This is a genomic window from Aeromonas bivalvium (assembly GCF_046078285.1).
In the GTDB taxonomy this organism is placed as follows: Bacteria; Pseudomonadota; Gammaproteobacteria; order Enterobacterales; family Aeromonadaceae; genus Aeromonas; species Aeromonas bivalvium.
In genome coordinates this window covers 222,457-239,002 of the sequence record NZ_JBGXBV010000003.1, presented here as the reverse complement: position 1 = coordinate 239,002, position 16,546 = coordinate 222,457, and the positions used below count along the sequence as shown (strand labels likewise).

Sequence of the window (16,546 nt, the reverse complement as noted above, 5' to 3'; positions counted from 1 at the left end):
GCGGGCTCAGTGGCCCTTGCCATCCAGGCTGCGGTTGACCCAGATCAGGGGCACCAGACCGACCAGCACGATGACGATGGCGCCGAGGGCACCCCGTTCGAGCATCTCGTCCGACACGAACTGGTAGACATGGGTGGCCAGGGTCTCGAAGTTGAACGGCCGCAGCAGCAGGGCGGCCGGCAGCTCCTTCATGGATTCGATGAACACCAGCATGGCGCCGGCGAACAGGCCGCGCCGCACCAGGGGCAGGTGCACCCGCCTGAGCATGCCACCCGCCCCCTGCCCCAGGGAGCGGGCGGCCATGTCGAGACTGGGGGAGATCTTGCCCAGGCTGCTCTCCACCGAGCCAATGGCAATCGCCACGAAGCGCACCAGATAGCCGAAGACGATGGCGGTGAGGGTGCCGGTCAGCAGCAGGCCGGGCCCCTGTCTCCCCAACCACTCGGCCAGATCATTGATGGCAAAATCGAGGGCCGTGAGCGGTACCAGCACACCGATGGCGAGCACAGTGCCGGGCATGGCATAGCCCAGGGCGGCCAGGCGCAGGGGGATCAGGCTCTTGATCCCGCCATCGAGACGGCGGAAGAAGCCGAGCAGCAGGGCTACCCCCATGGCCAGCAGGGCGGTCAGGGTAGAGATGAGCAGGCTGTTGCCGGCGAATCGGACAAACTCCGGCGTCCATGAGAGGGCGAAATAACGCACCCCGTAATCGAGCAGGATGGCGAACGGCAATATGAAGCCCGCCACGACCAGTCCCCAGCACCAGCACCCGGCCAGCCAGCGCCCCATGCCCCCGAGGGGATAGCGCAGCGGCTGCTCGAAGCCCATGGACTTCTGGAACACCTGCTGACGGGCCCGGGAGCGCCGCTCCAGCGCGATCAGCAAGACCACCGCCAGCAGCATCAGACAGGAGAGCTTGGCCGCCGTGGCCAGGCTGCCATAGCCGAGCCAGGTATCATAGACGGCGGTGGTGAGGGTGTTGATGGCAAAGAAGTGCACCGTGGCAAAATCCGCCAGCGTCTCCATGGCCACCAGGGAGACCCCCACCATGATGGCGGGGCGAGCCAGGGGCAGACTGAGACGGCGAAAGCTCTGCCAGGGGTTGCACCCCAGCAGGCGGCTCGACTGGATCAGGCTGACCGACTGTTCCAGGAAGGAGGCCCGCGCCAGCAGATAGACATAGGGAAACAGCACCAGGGCCAATACCCAGGCGGCGCCGCCGAGGGAGCGAATGGCCGGGAACCAGTAATCCGCCGGACTCTGCCAGTCGAACAGGGCTCGCAGGGCAGCCTGCAGCGGGCCTGAGTAATCAAACAAGTCGGTATAGACGTAGGCCACTATGTAGGAGGGCATGGCCATAGGCAGCATCAGCGCCCACTGCAGGGCGCGGCGGCCCGGCACCTGGCACATGGCGACCAGCCAGGCGGTCGGCACCCCGAACAGCAGGCTGAGCAGGACCACCCCCAGCACCAGCAACAGGGTATTGGTGAAATAGGTAGAGAGCACGGTGTCGGCCAGATGGGCGAACAGATCCCCATCCGCCGAGAGCGCGGAAAACAGCAGTGCCAGAACGGGCAAAACCAGCAGCAGGGCGCAGGCCCAACCGCTGGCTATCCAACCAAATCGTTTCATGAGTCCACAAAAATGGATGGGGCACCTGGCCCCATCGGATTAGAGATCGAACTGGACTTCGTCGAGCAGCGCCAGGGCATCCTTGCGGTGCTTGGCATAATCGCTGACCGGCAGGGCATCGACCTTGAAATCGCCCCAGGACTTGACCATGGCGGACGGCTCGACACCGGGCTTGACCGGGTACTCGGCATTCACGTCCGCGTACATGTGCTGCGCCTTGTCGCCGGCAAGGAACTCCATCAGCTTCTGGGCTTCTGCCTTGTTCTTGGCGTACTTGGTCATGGCCACGCCGCTCACGTTGACATGGGCACCGCGATTGGTCTGGTTCGGGAAGTTGATCTCGACCGCGTCGGCCCAGGACTTCTGCGCCGGGTCTTTCAGCATGGCGCCCAGGTAGTAGCTGTTGCCGAGGGAGATGTCGCAGATGCCATCCTTGATCGCCTTGACCTGATCCCGATCGTTGCCCTGGGGCTTGCGCGCCAGGTTGGCCTTGACCCCTTCCAGCCAGGTCTTGGCGTCCGCCATGCCGTGATGGGCGATCATGGAGGAGACCAGGGCGACATTGTACTCGTGCTTGCCGCTACGTGTACAAATTTTCCCTTTGAATTCAGGCTTGACCAGATCTTCATAGCTGATGGTATCGAGCTTGCCCAGACGCGCCTTGCTGGAGTAGATGGCGCGCACCCGGGTGGTCAGGGCGAACCACTGATTGTCCGGATCACGATAGGCAGCCGGGATGTTCTCCTGCAGCAGCTTGCTGTCCACCGGCTGCACCAGCCCCTTGTCGACCAGATCGGTCAGGCGGCTGATGTCGACGGTCAGCATCAGGTCGGCCGGGGAGAGTTTGCCCTCGCGCTCCAACCGCTCGTTGAGGCCCTCTTTGGCGAACACCACGTTGACCTTGATCCCCGACTCCTGCTCGAACTGCTGGATGATGGGTTTGATCAGCTCATCCTGACGGCTCGAGTAAACATTCACCTGCTGTGCGGCCAGGGCAGCCGGCGTGGAGATGGCGGTAAAGGCCATGGCCAACAGAGTCTTCTTCATCATGAAATCAATCCCTTGGGTGGATAGAGTGAGAACTATTGTCGTTTGCATTCTGCCTCAGCAGCTTGCCCCATCGCAAGACGATCCCCTGCGCTGGCTCACATATTTATTCCATGATGAATAAAAAGGGCCGGATGGAATCCCATCCGGCCCTGCATGACAGCCCTCGTTATCAGTGGCTGGCTTTGACCGTCACGAATTCGGGGTAGGCATCCACGCCGCATTCGTGCATGTCCACACCCATCATCTCTTCCTCTTCGCTCACCCGGACACCCAGGGTGGCCTTCAGCACGGCCCACACCAACAGGGAGGCAAGGAAGACCCAACCGAAGATCACCGCGGCGCCGAGCAGCTGGGCCCCGAAGGTGGTCGCCTCGTTGCTGAAGGGCACGACCATCAGGCCGAAGAAGCCGCAGACACCGTGTACCGAGAGGGCACCGACCGGATCATCGATCTTGACCTTGTCGAAGCAGACGATGGCATAGACCACCAGCACACCGGCCAGCACACCGATCAGGCTCGCGAACAGCGGGCTCGGGGAGGCGGGGTCGGCCGTGATGGCCACCAGGCCAGCCAGGGCGCCGTTCAATACCATGGTCAGGTCGGCCTTGCCCCAGGTCAGCTTGGTCACCAGCAGGGCGCCGAGGGCGCCGGTCGCAGCGGCGGCATTGGTGTTGACGAAGACGGCACCGATGGCGGTGGCGTTGGCCGCATCGGACAGCATCAGCTGGGAGCCACCGTTGAAGCCGAACCAGCCCATCCACAGGATCAGGGTCCCCAGGGTCGCCAGCGGCAGGTTGGAGCCGGGGATCGGGTAGATCTCGCCGTTCTTGCCATATTTGCCACGGCGCGCACCCAGGATCAGCACGGCGGCCAAGGCGGCGGCGGCACCGGCGAGGTGCACTATGCCGGAGCCGGCGAAGTCGGAGAAGCCCGCCTCTTTCAGGAAGCCGCCACCCCAGGTCCAGTAACCCTCGACCGGGTAGATGACCCCCGTCATCACCACGCAGAACAGCAGGAAGGACCAGAGCTTCATCCGCTCGGCGACGGCGCCGGAGACGATGGAGGTCGCGGTCGCCACGAACACCACCTGGAAGAAGAAGTCAGACTCGAGCGAGTGGCTGGCATCTTCGGCCTGGGTGCCGATCAGGGTGCCGAAGCTGGGCAGCCAGCCGCCAGCGCCGTTGTCGACGTACATGATGTTGTAGCCGATCAGCAGATACATGACGCAGGCGATGGTATACAGCAAAATGTTCTTGGTCAGGATCTCGGTGGTGTTCTTGGCGCGCACCAGACCCGCTTCCAGCATGGCGAAACCGGCGGTCATCCACATGACCAGCACACCGGACATCAACAGATAAAAGGTGTCCAGCGCAAACCGCAGCTCACTGACACTCTTGGCTAACTCTTCCATGATTCTCTCCTACCAGCTCTCTATCTTGGTTGCTTACAGCGCTTCGGCGTCGGTTTCACCGGTACGGATCCGCACCGCCTGCTGCAGGTCGTAAACGAAAATTTTGCCGTCACCTATCTTGCCGGTGTAGGCGGCCTTGCAGATTGCTTCGATCACGCTCTCCACGTTGTCGGCTATGGTGGCTATCTCCAGCTTGACCTTGGGCAGAAAGTCGACCTGATACTCGGCGCCACGGTACAATTCGGTGTGTCCCTTCTGGCGGCCAAACCCCTTGACCTCGGAGACGGTCAACCCCTCGACCCCAAGGTTGGCAATGGCTTCACGAACATCGTCCAACTTGAAGGGCTTGATAATCGCTGTAATCAGTTTCATCTGGTTGCTCCCAATCCATGGTGTGTCGATATAGGGCAATCAATTCTTGTGCCAACAATTTTTAGTGTTATTTTTCAGATAGATAACTCTTTTCTCTCCCGCAGCCTCCGGCCAGGCTCCCCAAGGGAGAGCAGAGCGCCCCACAATGAGGCACCATCCTTAAACAAGGTTAAAAAATGCACCAACTTGGTTCAGTGACCCCATGCTAGTCATCTCAAACAACGTGACCCTGCCCTGGCACGAGCTGCAATTCCAGGCCATGCGTGCCCAGGGCGCCGGAGGGCAGCATGTCAACAAGACGGACTCCGCCGTCTGGCTGCGCTTCGACTACCGCCACTCCCCCAGCCTGCCGGATCTCTACAAGGAGGGCCTGGACAAGCTCAGCGACAGCCGGGTCCACGACGGCTTCATCCTGATCCGGGTCGAGACCCACCGCAGCCAGGACATGAACCGCAAGGAAGCCATGAACCGGCTGGTGGAACTGCTGACCAAGGCGGCATGGCGCCCCAAGACGCGGCGCCCCACCAAGCCGACCAAGGGTTCCCAGCGCAGGCGGGTCGAGGCCAAGAAACGCAAGGGGGACATCAAGTCCGGGCGCGGCAAGATCACCCTGGAGTGAGGCGAGTCCGCCCGGGGCCAGGTACCCATGACAAGAGCAGGGAGAATGAACACAGGATGAAGGGGCTTCTCAGAAGGGCTTCAGGAAGCCGCTGGCATGATGCGGGCGTACCTGGTGGCGTACCACCATGCAGGTATACCCATGTGACGCTTCCGATCTGTTTTCCCGCGCCTCCCCAGAGGCGCTTTTTTTATGTCCGCTTTCCCCTCCCGCTCTTTGTCCCAAAGCCGGAGTCATCCTGTTCAGCGCGGCATGTCGATACCCGGGAGACGGCCATAAAAAAGGCCCGCCGAGGCGGGCCATGACCGGAAGGTGCTAGCTTCAAGGGTCAATCAGAGGGCGAGGAACAAGCCTGCCAGCGCGGCGCTCATCAGGTTGGCGAGCACCCCTGCCAATATGGCTCGCATGCCGTAGCGAGAGATGAATGCCTTGCGTTCCGGCACCATGGCCCCCAGGCCACCGATCAGGATCGCCATGGAGGAGATATTGGCGAAGCCACACAGGGCGAAGGTGACGATGGCCTTGCTCGAGGCGCTCAGGGTCTGATCCTGCACCAGGGCGATGAAGGCGACGAACTCGTTGATGACTACCTTGGTGCCGATCAGGGCGCCCGCCGCCTGGGCCTGATCCCAGGGCACACCGATGAGCCAGGAGACGGGGGCAAACAGCCAGCCCAGGATGATCTGGAAGCTCAGCTCCCAGCCAAACAGAGCACCACCCCAGCCGAGCAGGCCGTTGAGCAGGGCGATCACCCCGACGAAGGCCAGCAGGGTGGCCCCCACGGCAACCGCAATATTGAGGCCGGCCATGGCGCCGTCGGCCGCCGCCTCGATCACGTTGGTGGCACGGGGGATCTCCACGTCCTGATGGTGATCCTGCTCATGCTCGGCCGGGGGCACCAGGATCTTTGCCATGGCCAGACCCGCAGGCGCCGACATGAAGGCCGCGGCGATCAGGTATTTCAGCTCCACCCCCAGGCTGGCGTAGCCCACCAGGGTGCCACCGGCAACCGAGGCCAGGCCGCAGCTCATCACAGCGAAGAACTGGGAGTCGGACATCCTGGCGAGATAGGGTTTGACCACCAGGGGCGCCTCCACCATGCCGACGAAGATGTTGGCGGTGGCGGAGAGGCTCTCGGCCCGGCCCGTTCCCAGCAGCCGTTGCAGGCCGCCGCCCAGCAGGGCGATGATCCGCGGCATCAGACCTATGTGGTAGAGGATGGCGATGACGGCGGAGAAGAAGATGATGACGGGCAGCACGTTGAACGCAAAGATGAAGCCCAGCTTGAACTTGGCAAGATCCCCGAACAGGAAGGCGATCCCCTCCTGGCCGTAACCGATCACATGGCTCACGCTCTCGCTGACGGCGTTGAGCACCCGCTGCCCGGCCGGCAACCAGAGCACCAGGGCGGCGAAGACCACCTGCAGGCAGAGGGCGCCCCCCACTGTTCTCAAGGGAATACGACGACGGTTATCGGAGCAGAGGGCGGCGAGCGCCAGGATACAAAGCATGCCGAGCAGGGCGATCATGGGGGACTCCATCAGGGATTTTCGATGGGCGCGGATTCTGCGCGCCCCTGCCCAGCACGGCAAGTCCGCCTGCGTTACAGCCCTGTTAGCAAAAACGTTTGCCCCGCGCAGGTTTCGCCAACTGCCTGATTTGGCTCGATTTTGGGATCAGGCGAAAACCAGCATTTCTTGATGGAAACAATCATTCCTCCACGCCGGACAATTTGCCCCCGACCCAGGGGGCGAGCCGCCGTGCCCAATAGGGCTCCTGGCCGAACCCCTCCTTGAGAAAATCGATGAACAGACGGATCTTGGGATCCAGGTGTTCGCGCCTGGCATAGACGGCGTGCACCGCCATCTTCTGGCTCGGGCGCCAGTCCGGCAGCAGGGGGATCAGGGCGCCCGATTGCAGCTCCTTGTCCAGCAGGTAGTTGGCGATATAGGCCACCCCCAACCCGGCCAGGGCGGCATCGCGCACCGCCTCCGCCAGATCCACCCGATAGTTGCCCGCCACCTGCACGCTCTGGCGCTCCTTCCCCTTGCGAAAGTGCCACTCGTGGTAACGCCGCTCCCGGCTCTGGTAGGTGATGCAGTTGTGGTGGATCAGATCCTTGGGGGTCAGCGGGGTGCCGTGGCCGAGCAGATAATCGGGCGAGGCCACCAGCACGAAGCCGATGTCGGCCAGACGCTGGCCTATCAGCCCCTCCGGCTTGTCTTCATAGGTGGTGATCCAGAGATCCAGCCCCTCATCCACCAGGTTGGTCTTGTGGTCGAACAGGGAGACCTCCAGCTCCAGATCGGGGTAGCGCTGCTGGAACGCCTTGAGCCGCGGGATCACATGGAGTCGGCCGAAGGACTGGCCCACCCCAAGGTGGAGCACGCCGCTCACCTTGCCGCGCCGATCCGCCACCATGGATTCGGCCTCCAACGCCACCGCCACCAGAGCGCGGCAGTGGCGGGCATACTCCTGACCCAGCTCGGTCAGGGCGAAGCGGCGGGTGGTGCGCTGCACCAGCTGGGCCCCCAGCTCGGCCTCGAGCTGGGCCAGCTGCTTGCTGATATGGGACTTGGAGACGCCAAGGCGCCTGGCGGCGGCGGAGATGCCCTGCTCGCGAACCAGGGCATCGAAGATCAACATCTGCGGTAATCGGTGCAGCACGGGGTCACCAGGTTGGAGGGTGGGCCTCCATTATTCCAGAGCCGCCCGATCAGGGGTAGGGCCGCGTCCCCCTTGCGGGCGGGCGCCCTGCCCAGGACGTCATGATAGAACCCCGGTGCCCCTGCCAGGCACCCGGGTGACTAGCGGCCGAGTGCCTCCCTGAGCTCCCGCTGCAGGGGGTCGGCCACCGGACTCTGTCTGGCACCATAACTGCCGATAAGCTGGCCATCACGGCCCACCAGGTACTTGTGAAAGTTCCAGTTGGGAGCATCCCCGTCGGCCGCGGCGGCCAGTCCCTTGAACAAGGGCGCCGCATCCGAGCCCCGCACCGCCACCCGGTTGAACATGGGAAAACTGACCCCGTAATCCCGGCGACACACCTCGGCGGTCTTGTTCTCGTCATCGGCCTCCTGCCAGAAGTCATTGGAGGGAAAGCCCAGCACCATCAATCCCTCCGCCTTGTGATCCTGATAGAGCCGCTCCAGATCCCGGAACTGGCCGCTGTAACCGCAATAGGACGCGGTATTGACCACCAGCACCACCTTGCCCTCGGTCAGCTGGCAGAGGTTGTGGCGCTGGGTGCTGTTGAGCTCCCGCATCTCCACGTTGAAGTAATCGGGACAGGCGGCGGATGCCATCCCGCTCCCCAGCAGCAACCACAAGGCACTCCATTTCATCGCCAGCACTCCTCTTCGGTTTATCCGTCATACGCGACGCCCGCCCGCCGGGTTCACTCTCAATAAAGCGCAATGCCGGTCAGCCAGCCATGGCCCCAGAAGATGAGCAGGGTGTATGCCGCCAACCCCAGGGCCAGCGTCACCAAGGTGCCCTGCCAGTTCGCCTCGGGTCTGGGTACCTGGCCCCAGTCACGAAGCGATATCCAGATGATGCTGACGATTGCCCAGACGCCCAGGCCGCCAAACAGCACCAGGGAGCGGGCCTCGGCATTGACCAGCAGATGGGTACCACACCAGATCAGCACCCCAAGCAGCTGGGGATGGCGCAACCAGCGCCGAAAATGGTTCGGTCCCTGGCCGGCGAAGAAGAGGATCAGGGCCAGCGGCATCAAGCCCTGGACAGCCATGGGCCCCCAGGAGGGCAGGAAGTAGAGCGGCATGGGATAGAGGCTGCGCCAGCCGGCGATGATGAGGGCGATGGCCACCAGCAGCAGCAGGGAGAAACAGCCCTTGTAGCGGTTCTCCCCCAGACGCTCCCTGAGCCGGGCGCGATGGGCCGGGGCGAAGCAGGGATAGAGGTGTACCAGCGTGAACAGCAGCACACCCAGGATCAGCATCAACATGGTCACCTCCTCGTCGTCAGGCATCACTATGACGCAAACGGGCCCGCTGGCCTACAGAAACCACTGGGCCCGCGGGGCAGAACAGAGGAGAAAAAGATACCGGCCAGAGGCCGGTATTGGAAAACGCCACACAGGATGTGACGACGGGATCAGAGGCCCAGTCGGTAGAGGGCCGCCACGTTGCGGGCCGTGAGCTGCAGATTGGTGGTGGCGGTGGCCAGCGCCTCCGGCAGGGACATGGCGCGGTTGACCACGGCGAACACCGCATCCAGCCCGTGCTCGTGCACCACGCCGCAGTCGTCGGTGAGGCAACCGGCGATGCCGATCACCGGCTTGCCGAACTGCTTGGCGCAGCGGGCCACCCCGATGGGCGTCTTGCCGTGGATGGTCTGGCTGTCGATGCGCCCCTCCCCTGTGATCACCAGATCCGCATCGGCCACCGCCTCGGCCAGGTTCAGCGCCTCGATGACGATCTGGATGCCGGGTTTGAGTTCGGCGCCGAGCAATCCTACCAGGGCGGCCCCCATGCCGCCTGCGGCCCCCGTGCCCGGGATCTCCTTCACCTGGCGGCCCAGGGCCTGCTCGATGCAGTCCGCGTAGCGGGCCAGATTGGCATCCAGCTCGGCCACCATCTCTGGGGTGGCGCCTTTCTGGGGACCGAACACGGCGGACGCCCCTTTCGGGCCGCACAGCGGATTGTCCACGTCGCAGGCCACCTCTATGGTGAGCCCGGCCAGACGGGAGTCCAGCCCGCTCAGGTCGATGGTGGAAAGCTCACCGAGACCAGCGCCGCCCAATGCGATGGGGCTGCCATCCGCTTTCAGGAGCTTGCCGCCGAGGGCCTGGATCATGCCGGCGCCGCCGTCATTGGTGGCGCTGCCGCCGATGCCGAGGATGAGGTGGTTCACCCCCATCTCCAGCGCGGCCAGGATCAGCTCGCCGGTGCCGACGCTCGAGGTGAGCCGCGGATTGCGCTGCTCGGGCGCCACCAGATGCAGGCCGGAGGCCGCCGCCATCTCGATCACGGCCCGCTTGCCATCCCCCAGCAGACCGACGAAGCCCTGCACCCTGTTGCCGAGGGGGGCCGTCACCTCGACCGGCAGGATGCGGCCACCGGTGGCATCCACCAGGGACTGCACCGTCCCCTCGCCGCCATCGGCCATGGGCAGCTTGACGTAGGTGGCATCCGGCAGCACCTGCTTGAAACCGGCCTCGATGGCATCGGCCACCGCCATGGCGCTCAGGCTCTCCTTGAATGAATCGGGGGCAATAACAATTTTCATATCAGTTCCTTAGGCGAGGCCAAACACGCCAAACATCAGGGTGGAGACAACGGCAATGGTCAGACCGACCGCGGTTTCGTAGGGGATGAGCTTGAGGCGCTCACCCACACCCATGTGGACGCTGCCGCCGGTGGCATGGAAGAAGGAGCCGTGGGGCATGTGGTCGAACACGGTGGCGCCGGCGTGGATCATGGCGGCCCCCGCCAGACCGCTCACCCCAAGTTCAATCAGGGTGGCGCTGAACACGTTGGAGGCCACCACGGTCCCGGCGGTGGTCGAGGCGGTCGCCAGCGACATCAGGGCGCCGGAGATGGGGGCCAGCAGGTAGGAGGGCAGGCCGGAGGCGGTCAGACCGCTGATCAGCACATCCTTCAGACCTGAGTTGGCTATGATGCCCGCCAGAGTCCCCGTACCCAGCAGCATGATGGCCACCGGCGCCATGCGGGCCAGGCCCGAAACCGCAAACTGGTTCACCTTGCGAAACTTGCCCATCATGAGAGCCCCCACCAGGCCGCCGAGGGGCAGCGCAATGAGCGGATCCACGACTATGCCGGCGACGGGACGCAGGGCCAGCAGCAGGATGGCCACCAGGGGCGCGCTGATGGCGGCGGCAAAGCCCGGCAGTTTGGTGCCCTCGAAGCTCACCACCTCATCGGCGGCCACCTTGCTGCCCCGGTTGTTGAGGCGCTTGGCGAGCCAGTAGGCCATCACCAGACCGAACAGGCCCGGAATGATGCCGGCCGCCATGACGGAGGTGAGGGGCAGGTGGAAGGCATCGGCTGCCGCGATGGCGTTGGGGTTGGGGGACATGACGTTGCCCGCCTTGCCGCCCCCTATCATGGCCAGCAGTATGGCCGGCTTGGAGAGATCGGCACGGCGGGCGATGGCCAGCGCGATGGGGGCGACCGTGATGACGGCCACGTCCACGAAGACGCCGACCGCAGTCAGGATCAGGGTGGCCAGAGCCAGAGCCAGCAGGGCGCGGGTCTCGCCCAGTTTCTTGACGATGGTCTCGGCGATGGTGGTGGCGGCCCCCGATTCGATGAGCACGCCGGCCAGCACGCCCGCCGCCAGGATCCGCATCACCGCCGTGGTGATCCCCTGGGCGCCGCCGATCATCAGGGCGACGGTCTGGGTCAGGTCGGCGCCACCAATCAGGCCACCGGCCAGGGCGCCGACTATCATGCCGTAGGCGGGCGGCACCTTCTTCAGGATGAGGAAGATGGCGATGGAGAGTGCCGCGAGGGCACCAAGGGCGGTAACCGGGATCATGACGAGCACCTTGAGCTGTGAAGATGCTCGCCATTATCGGGATCCGGCGCGGGAAAGCTTTGTAAAAAATGCCAAAAAGCAGACCGTTAAATGATGGCTTTTTGTTAGAAATGACAATTCAATCGCCGAGATTGAGCCCGAGATAGAGCAGGAACTTGTCGTCTAACTTGTTGAAATGCAAACCGGTTATCTGCTCTATCCGGCTCAGCCGATAGCGCAGGGTATTGGGGTGGATGAAGAGCGTTTCGGCACAGGGATGCAGATCACAATCCTGCAAGAAATAGTGGCGCAGTGTCTTTTGCAACACCCCCTTGCGGTCCGCCTGGGCCAGCTTTTGCAGCGGAGCCCGCAGCTGATCCGCCTGCCAGGAGTCCGCCAGGCTGCCGAGCAGCACAGGCAGACGGTAATCCTCGAAGAAGTAGACCTGCTTGCGCGGCGCCTGGCGCAAGCCAAGGCGCAGGGTATCCCGCGCCGTCTGATAGGAGCGGGCCAGACCGCCTGTGCCTGCGAAGTAGTCCCCCACCCCGATGCGCACCTTGAAATGGGGAATACGGGCAAGCAACTGCCGGATGCGGCTGCGCTCCTGGGACGATTGCCAGACTCCCTGCTCCAGCTGGGCCGGTTTGAGCACCACTATCTCGTCCAGGCCATTGATGGCCACCAGGTTGTCCCGCTGCGGGTACTCCAGCAACTCCACCAGCTCCCTCATCTGGGCGGGCTCGGCCTCCTCCAGCGCCAGCACGGCCACCACCCTGGGCTGGGCGAGATCCAGACCGAGGAAACGGGCCGCCTGTTGCAGCTGATCCACCCGTCCCTCGCCGCGGATGAGCTGCAGCACCAGCTCCTCCTTGTGGCGCTTGTCCCATTGCAGCTGCTCGGTGAGCGCCGCCTGCTCCAGGATAAGCTCGGCCGTCATCCTCACCAGCTCGGCGTAAGCGCGCACTATGTCCGGATCCCCAGAGATGCCGATGACCCCGAGCAGCTCCCCCTGATAGGCGATGGGCAGATTGATGCCGGGCCTCACCCCCTTGAGCTGCTGGGCGGTGGCGTCGCTTATCTCCACCACACGGTTCTCGGTCAGGGCCAGCACGGCCCCCTCGTGGCGCTGGTGCAGCCGCTCCGGATTGCCGGAGGCGATGATAAGCCCCCGTTCGTCCATGACGTTGACCGAGAACGACAGTATCTTCATCGCCCGGCTCACTATCTGCCGGGCGAGCTGTTCATTGAGTTGCACATTGGACTCCTGTGACGCGCTTCCCTGTTCGCCTCGGCACCCTGAACGTCACATCATCAAGACAAGCGAGGAGGGGATCGCTAGAATAGGCCACTTTACTCCAAGTGACGCCGGAATCGGTATCCGCGCCGTCCCCTGGAGTGCCCGCTCCTGTCGAGCGGGCATCCAGCCGCGAGAACACCTCTATGGATTATGAATTTCGCCGCGATCCCTTCGGTGGCTATCGCGCCCGCTTCTCCATGGGCCATGAGGCCATCGGCCAGTGGCTGATCGACGAGGTGGGCAAAGACGAGGAGAAGCTCGACGCGCTGTTCGCTGTCATCGACCAACTGTCTTGTCGCAGCCTGGCGGAGTACAAGCTGCTGGGGGGCGACTATTCGCTGCTGCTGACCCAGGAGGAGGCCGAAGTGAAGGCCAATGTCCTCAATATCGAGCAGGACGAGGATCTCGACGATCTCGCCTACTACGATGATGAACAGCTGGCCATGTGCGGGCTGGAAGACTTTGCCCAGGTACTGACCTCCTGGCGTGCCTTTATCCGCAACGAGGATATGGGCTGACACATTTCGGGCCAAGCGCCCATTGCAACCAACAGGATTGACCATGTCCATTTACGATTTTGATGACGAACTGCCGGAAGACGAAGAACAGGAATCCAGCCAGAAAGCCGCCGTGCCTGCCAAGAAGAAGGGCAAGCAGGTGATGAACACCCAGGTAAACCTGAGCCCGCGCGATGCCAGCCGGCTCAACGGCCTGCACGTCGAAGCCATCACCACCCTGGACGATGTCAGCCTGCCGAAGAACGTCATCTTCAAGGCCGGCCTCATTGCCCTGGGCGAACTGGAAGCCAGCAAGCGCGCCGATATCATCGCCCGCGTCATCGCCGAATCAGGCCGATAAGCCCCTGGGCGCGCCGGCAACCAGCCAGCGTCGCCGGGTTTCTCGCGAACCTGGCCAGATCCCAAAGCCGGAGCCTCAGCTCCGGCTTTTTTATTGCCCGGCGCGAGCGCAAAGCAGAAGCAGGAAGGGATCCGACCAGTCTCTCCCGCCTTGTGCGGGAGGCCAGGGATCGTTAAGGTGCGCCCCTCGCACAAGGAGACTCAATGCTGCCACTACCTGACACTCTCATCTGGGGCGCCCTGGGGCTGGCCGTGCTGCTCTGCCTCGCCCGCCAGCGCCTGCCCGGCCTCATGCTGCTGGGGGTATCCCTGCTGCTGGCCCTCTGGCTGGAACGCATCACGCCTCCCGCCCTGCTGTTTACCCTGGCGGGCCTGGTGCTGGCCTGGCGCACCCCCGCCCTGTCCCCCCCCTGGCGCGGCGTCGCACTGGCGCTGGTCCTGGCCTGGGCACTGGCCCTGATGCTGCATCTGGTGCCGGGCTTTGCCAATCTCAAGGTGCTGGATCGGGTGCTGGCCGGCCCCGCCAGCGTGCCCTTCACCCTCTACCTCAATCTGGACAAGCCGCTGATCTTCTTCGCCCTGCTGCTGGCCTTCCCCGGCCTGCTCGGCCCGGGCGGCCCGGTGCGTTGGCGCCCCCTGGTCCTGCTGAGTCTGCCACTGGCCGCTCTGCTGATCACCGCCTGGCAGCTGGGGGCCCTCAGGCCCGAAGCGGGCCTGCCCCACTGGTGGTGGCTGTTTGCCCTGAACAACCTGCTGTTCACCTGCGTGGCGGAAGAGGCGCTGTTTCGCGGCCTGATCCAGCAGGGGATAGCCGCACGCAGCCGGGTCTGGCTTGGCGTGCTGGCCGCCAGCCTGCTGTTCGGCGCCGCGCACCTGGCCGGTGGCCCGCTGCTGATGCTGTTCGCCGCCCTGGCGGGGGCCTGCTACGGTCTGGCGTTCCAGCTTAGCGGCCGCCTCGCTGTCGCCATCCTCCTCCACTTCCTGTTCAACTTCGCCCACCTGGCCCTGTTTACCTACCCCCTGGCCAGCCGCTGATCCCCGGCGCCCCGCCCGGGGCGCCATGCTCGAGCTTCCATACAGCCCGTCCGCGCCGCCCCAATCATCTCCCTGGCGCCAGAGTGATGATTTATTGACCCAAGCCAAGATGGTGTCATCTCGGCCCCATAGAATGAACCAGTCACAATCACCACAATAAAAATCTAATTATCAGTTACATGGCTCATTCAGGATGCACACATGATGACAACCCGACGGGAGGAGGAAATTCGTTTCCCCGACCACTTATCACTGATCTCGACCACGGATCCCGCCAGTCACATCACCTATGCCAACCAGCACTTCTGTGACGTCGCCGGCTACAGCGCCGCAGAAATGGAAGGGGAACCCCACAATCTGGTGCGCCACCCAGACATGCCCAGGGCGGCCTTCGCCGACATGTGGCAGCGACTGCGCCAGGGCAAGAGCTGGATGGGGCTGGTCAAGAACCGCACCAAGAGCGGCCACTTCTACTGGGTCAACGCCTATGTCACGCCGATCCTCAACGAGCAGCGGCAGATCATCGAATACCAGTCGGTCCGCACCCGGCCGCAGGATCATGACATCGCCTGGGCAGAGCGGCTCTATGGCCGGATCCGTGACGGCAAGGCGCTGCCCTGGCTGACCCGGTTGACCCTGGAGCCTGGCCATCTCACCCTGCTGCTGTCCGCCACCGCCCTGGCCGGCGTCGCCGCCAGCCTGGCCACGGGTGAGCCAGGCTGGAGCTGGGCCCCCCTGCTCTGTTTGCTGGCCCAGATGGGGCATGGCTGGCAACTGCAACGGCGGCTTGCCCGCTTGCTGGCCATGGCGGGGGAGCAGCAGGGCACGCCCCTTAGCCAGCTGCTCTATGGCAGACGGCGGGACAGCCTGGCGGCCATCGAACTCTTGCTGCGCATGAAGAAGGCCGAGCTGCGGGCCGTGGTGGGCCGCAGCGCCGACACCAACCAGCAGATCCTGCAGGCGGCGGAGGACGACAGGGGGCATATCCAGGCCATAGACACCCACCTGCAACAGCAGCGGGATCAAAGTCAGCGACTGGCCGCGGCCATTACAGAGCTCAATGGCGCCATTCGTGACGTGGCCAGCAGCGCCCATGAAGCCAGTGCGCTGGTGAGCGAGGTGCAGCAGGTCTCTACCGAGGGGTTGCAGACCCTGGCCATCACCCGGTCATCGGTAGACCAGCTCCATCAGGAACTGGATGACAACCACCAGAGGCTGGCCCGCCTGACAGACGACAGCCAGAAGATCAGCGGGATCCTGGAGGTGATAGGCCAGATTGCGGATCAGACCAACCTGCTCTCCCTCAACGCGGCCATAGAGGCGGCCCGGGCCGGCGAACAGGGGCGCGGCTTTGCGGTGGTGGCCGACGAGATCCGGGCCCTGGCCCAGAAGACCCGCAGCGCCACCGGCGAGATCAGCGACATGATAGGGGCGCTGCAGCAGAGCACACGGCAACTCGCCCACGGCATGAGTCAGGGGGCCCAGACCTCGGAGCGCTGCCAACGGCATGTGGGCACCACGGCCGAGGTACTCAACCAGATCAATCTCATGCTGACCCGGGTGACCCATACCAGCGACGAGATTGCCCAGGCCGTCAGCCAGCAGGTGGATGTGACCGGCAGGCTGGATCAGGGGATCCAGCAGATCCACCAGCTGGCGAACCACACCGCAGACAACAGCCGTCAGGCCCTGGATGGCATCACCCTGCTGGTGGAGCGGCTGCACAACCTCTCCCGCCTGATCAACCAGTTCCACGACTGAGGCTTGCGGGG

The 16,546-nt window shown here is 63.9% G+C and carries 16 protein-coding genes; 5 read left to right on the top strand and 11 right to left on the bottom strand.

Annotated elements, in window-relative coordinates:
* Positions 1-6 precede the first annotated feature (6 nt).
* From ACEUCR_RS10470 to glnK, 4 genes are all read right to left on the bottom strand, one after another.
* Positions 7-1,632, bottom strand: coding sequence for an ABC transporter permease (locus ACEUCR_RS10470; RefSeq protein WP_041995181.1), 1,626 nt, complete (start codon positions 1,630-1,632; stop codon positions 7-9).
* Positions 1,633-1,671: 39 nt separating this feature from the next.
* Complete coding sequence (locus ACEUCR_RS10465) at positions 1,672-2,679, bottom strand: Fe(3+) ABC transporter substrate-binding protein (protein WP_408773797.1); 1,008 nt, start codon at positions 2,677-2,679, stop codon at positions 1,672-1,674.
* 172 nt (positions 2,680-2,851) lie between these two features.
* Positions 2,852-4,093 (bottom strand): ammonium transporter, encoded by a 1,242-nt coding sequence (locus ACEUCR_RS10460; RefSeq protein WP_041995185.1) that lies wholly within the window; start codon positions 4,091-4,093, stop codon positions 2,852-2,854.
* Positions 4,094-4,126: 33 nt separating this feature from the next.
* Entirely contained in the window at positions 4,127-4,465 is a 339-nt protein-coding gene (glnK, locus tag ACEUCR_RS10455) for a P-II family nitrogen regulator (RefSeq protein ID WP_041995187.1), read from the bottom strand.
* Between the two features lie 202 nt (positions 4,466-4,667).
* Here glnK and arfB point away from each other — a divergent pair, with 202 nt between their 5' ends.
* Entirely contained in the window at positions 4,668-5,084 is a 417-nt protein-coding gene (gene arfB, locus ACEUCR_RS10450) for an alternative ribosome rescue aminoacyl-tRNA hydrolase ArfB (protein ID WP_392442102.1), read from the top strand.
* Positions 5,085-5,416: 332 nt separating this feature from the next.
* Here the strand turns inward: arfB and ACEUCR_RS10445 are convergent, their stop codons facing one another.
* From ACEUCR_RS10445 to ACEUCR_RS10415, 7 genes are all read right to left on the bottom strand, one after another.
* Complete coding sequence (locus tag ACEUCR_RS10445) at positions 5,417-6,613, bottom strand: NupC/NupG family nucleoside CNT transporter (RefSeq protein WP_111874739.1); 1,197 nt, start codon at positions 6,611-6,613, stop codon at positions 5,417-5,419.
* Positions 6,614-6,794: 181 nt separating this feature from the next.
* Positions 6,795-7,730, bottom strand: coding sequence for a LysR family transcriptional regulator (locus tag ACEUCR_RS10440; protein ID WP_041995195.1), 936 nt, complete (start codon positions 7,728-7,730; stop codon positions 6,795-6,797).
* Positions 7,731-7,891: 161 nt separating this feature from the next.
* Complete coding sequence (locus tag ACEUCR_RS10435) at positions 7,892-8,428, bottom strand: glutathione peroxidase (RefSeq protein ID WP_408789978.1); 537 nt, start codon at positions 8,426-8,428, stop codon at positions 7,892-7,894.
* 59 nt (positions 8,429-8,487) lie between these two features.
* Entirely contained in the window at positions 8,488-9,051 is a 564-nt protein-coding gene (locus ACEUCR_RS10430) for an NnrU family protein (protein WP_408789975.1), read from the bottom strand.
* Positions 9,052-9,200: 149 nt separating this feature from the next.
* Positions 9,201-10,334, bottom strand: coding sequence for a glycerate kinase (locus ACEUCR_RS10425; RefSeq protein ID WP_408789972.1), 1,134 nt, complete (start codon positions 10,332-10,334; stop codon positions 9,201-9,203).
* A 9-nt stretch (positions 10,335-10,343) separates the two neighbouring features.
* On the bottom strand, positions 10,344-11,606 hold the full coding sequence (locus tag ACEUCR_RS10420; RefSeq protein WP_408773506.1) for a GntP family permease: 1,263 nt from the start codon (positions 11,604-11,606) through the stop codon (positions 10,344-10,346).
* A 118-nt stretch (positions 11,607-11,724) separates the two neighbouring features.
* A complete protein-coding gene (locus ACEUCR_RS10415; RefSeq protein WP_408789969.1) occupies positions 11,725-12,840 on the bottom strand; it encodes a sugar diacid recognition domain-containing protein in 1,116 nt (371 codons plus the stop codon).
* 185 nt (positions 12,841-13,025) lie between these two features.
* Here ACEUCR_RS10415 and ACEUCR_RS10410 point away from each other — a divergent pair, with 185 nt between their 5' ends.
* The 4 genes from ACEUCR_RS10410 (at position 13,026) to ACEUCR_RS10395 (ending at position 16,535) form a co-directional block, all read left to right on the top strand.
* Positions 13,026-13,400 carry a YacL family protein gene (locus tag ACEUCR_RS10410; RefSeq protein WP_041995206.1) on the top strand — a complete coding sequence of 125 codons (375 nt, stop codon included), beginning with the start codon at positions 13,026-13,028 and terminating at the stop codon, positions 13,398-13,400.
* Positions 13,401-13,443: 43 nt separating this feature from the next.
* Complete coding sequence (locus ACEUCR_RS10405) at positions 13,444-13,740, top strand: hypothetical protein (RefSeq protein WP_025325671.1); 297 nt, start codon at positions 13,444-13,446, stop codon at positions 13,738-13,740.
* A 203-nt stretch (positions 13,741-13,943) separates the two neighbouring features.
* A complete protein-coding gene (locus tag ACEUCR_RS10400; protein WP_408789966.1) occupies positions 13,944-14,774 on the top strand; it encodes a CPBP family intramembrane glutamic endopeptidase in 831 nt (276 codons plus the stop codon).
* 201 nt (positions 14,775-14,975) lie between these two features.
* Positions 14,976-16,535 carry a methyl-accepting chemotaxis protein gene (locus ACEUCR_RS10395; protein WP_408789964.1) on the top strand — a complete coding sequence of 520 codons (1,560 nt, stop codon included), beginning with the start codon at positions 14,976-14,978 and terminating at the stop codon, positions 16,533-16,535.
* The last annotated feature ends 11 nt before the right edge of the window (positions 16,536-16,546 follow it).

Excerpts from the sequence above, each read along its gene's own strand:
- ACEUCR_RS10445 (WP_111874739.1), bottom strand. The coding sequence starts at position 6,613 with ATGATCGCCCTGCTCGGCATGCTTTGTATCCTGGCGCTCGCCGCCCTC.
- ACEUCR_RS10470 (WP_041995181.1), bottom strand. The coding sequence starts at position 1,632 with ATGAAACGATTTGGTTGGATAGCCAGCGGTTGGGCCTGCGCCCTGCTG.
- ACEUCR_RS10465 (WP_408773797.1), bottom strand. The coding sequence starts at position 2,679 with ATGAAGAAGACTCTGTTGGCCATGGCCTTTACCGCCATCTCCACGCCG.
- ACEUCR_RS10405 (WP_025325671.1), top strand. The coding sequence starts at position 13,444 with ATGTCCATTTACGATTTTGATGACGAACTGCCGGAAGACGAAGAACAG.
- ACEUCR_RS10400 (WP_408789966.1), top strand. The coding sequence starts at position 13,944 with ATGCTGCCACTACCTGACACTCTCATCTGGGGCGCCCTGGGGCTGGCC.
- arfB (WP_392442102.1), top strand. The coding sequence starts at position 4,668 with ATGCTAGTCATCTCAAACAACGTGACCCTGCCCTGGCACGAGCTGCAA.
- ACEUCR_RS10410 (WP_041995206.1), top strand. The coding sequence starts at position 13,026 with ATGGATTATGAATTTCGCCGCGATCCCTTCGGTGGCTATCGCGCCCGC.
- ACEUCR_RS10430 (WP_408789975.1), bottom strand. The coding sequence starts at position 9,051 with ATGTTGATGCTGATCCTGGGTGTGCTGCTGTTCACGCTGGTACACCTC.
- ACEUCR_RS10460 (WP_041995185.1), bottom strand. The coding sequence starts at position 4,093 with ATGGAAGAGTTAGCCAAGAGTGTCAGTGAGCTGCGGTTTGCGCTGGAC.
- glnK (WP_041995187.1), bottom strand. The coding sequence starts at position 4,465 with ATGAAACTGATTACAGCGATTATCAAGCCCTTCAAGTTGGACGATGTT.
- ACEUCR_RS10420 (WP_408773506.1), bottom strand. The coding sequence starts at position 11,606 with ATGATCCCGGTTACCGCCCTTGGTGCCCTCGCGGCACTCTCCATCGCC.
- ACEUCR_RS10425 (WP_408789972.1), bottom strand. The coding sequence starts at position 10,334 with ATGAAAATTGTTATTGCCCCCGATTCATTCAAGGAGAGCCTGAGCGCC.
- ACEUCR_RS10440 (WP_041995195.1), bottom strand. The coding sequence starts at position 7,730 with ATGTTGATCTTCGATGCCCTGGTTCGCGAGCAGGGCATCTCCGCCGCC.
- ACEUCR_RS10435 (WP_408789978.1), bottom strand. The coding sequence starts at position 8,428 with ATGAAATGGAGTGCCTTGTGGTTGCTGCTGGGGAGCGGGATGGCATCC.
- ACEUCR_RS10395 (WP_408789964.1), top strand. The coding sequence starts at position 14,976 with ATGATGACAACCCGACGGGAGGAGGAAATTCGTTTCCCCGACCACTTA.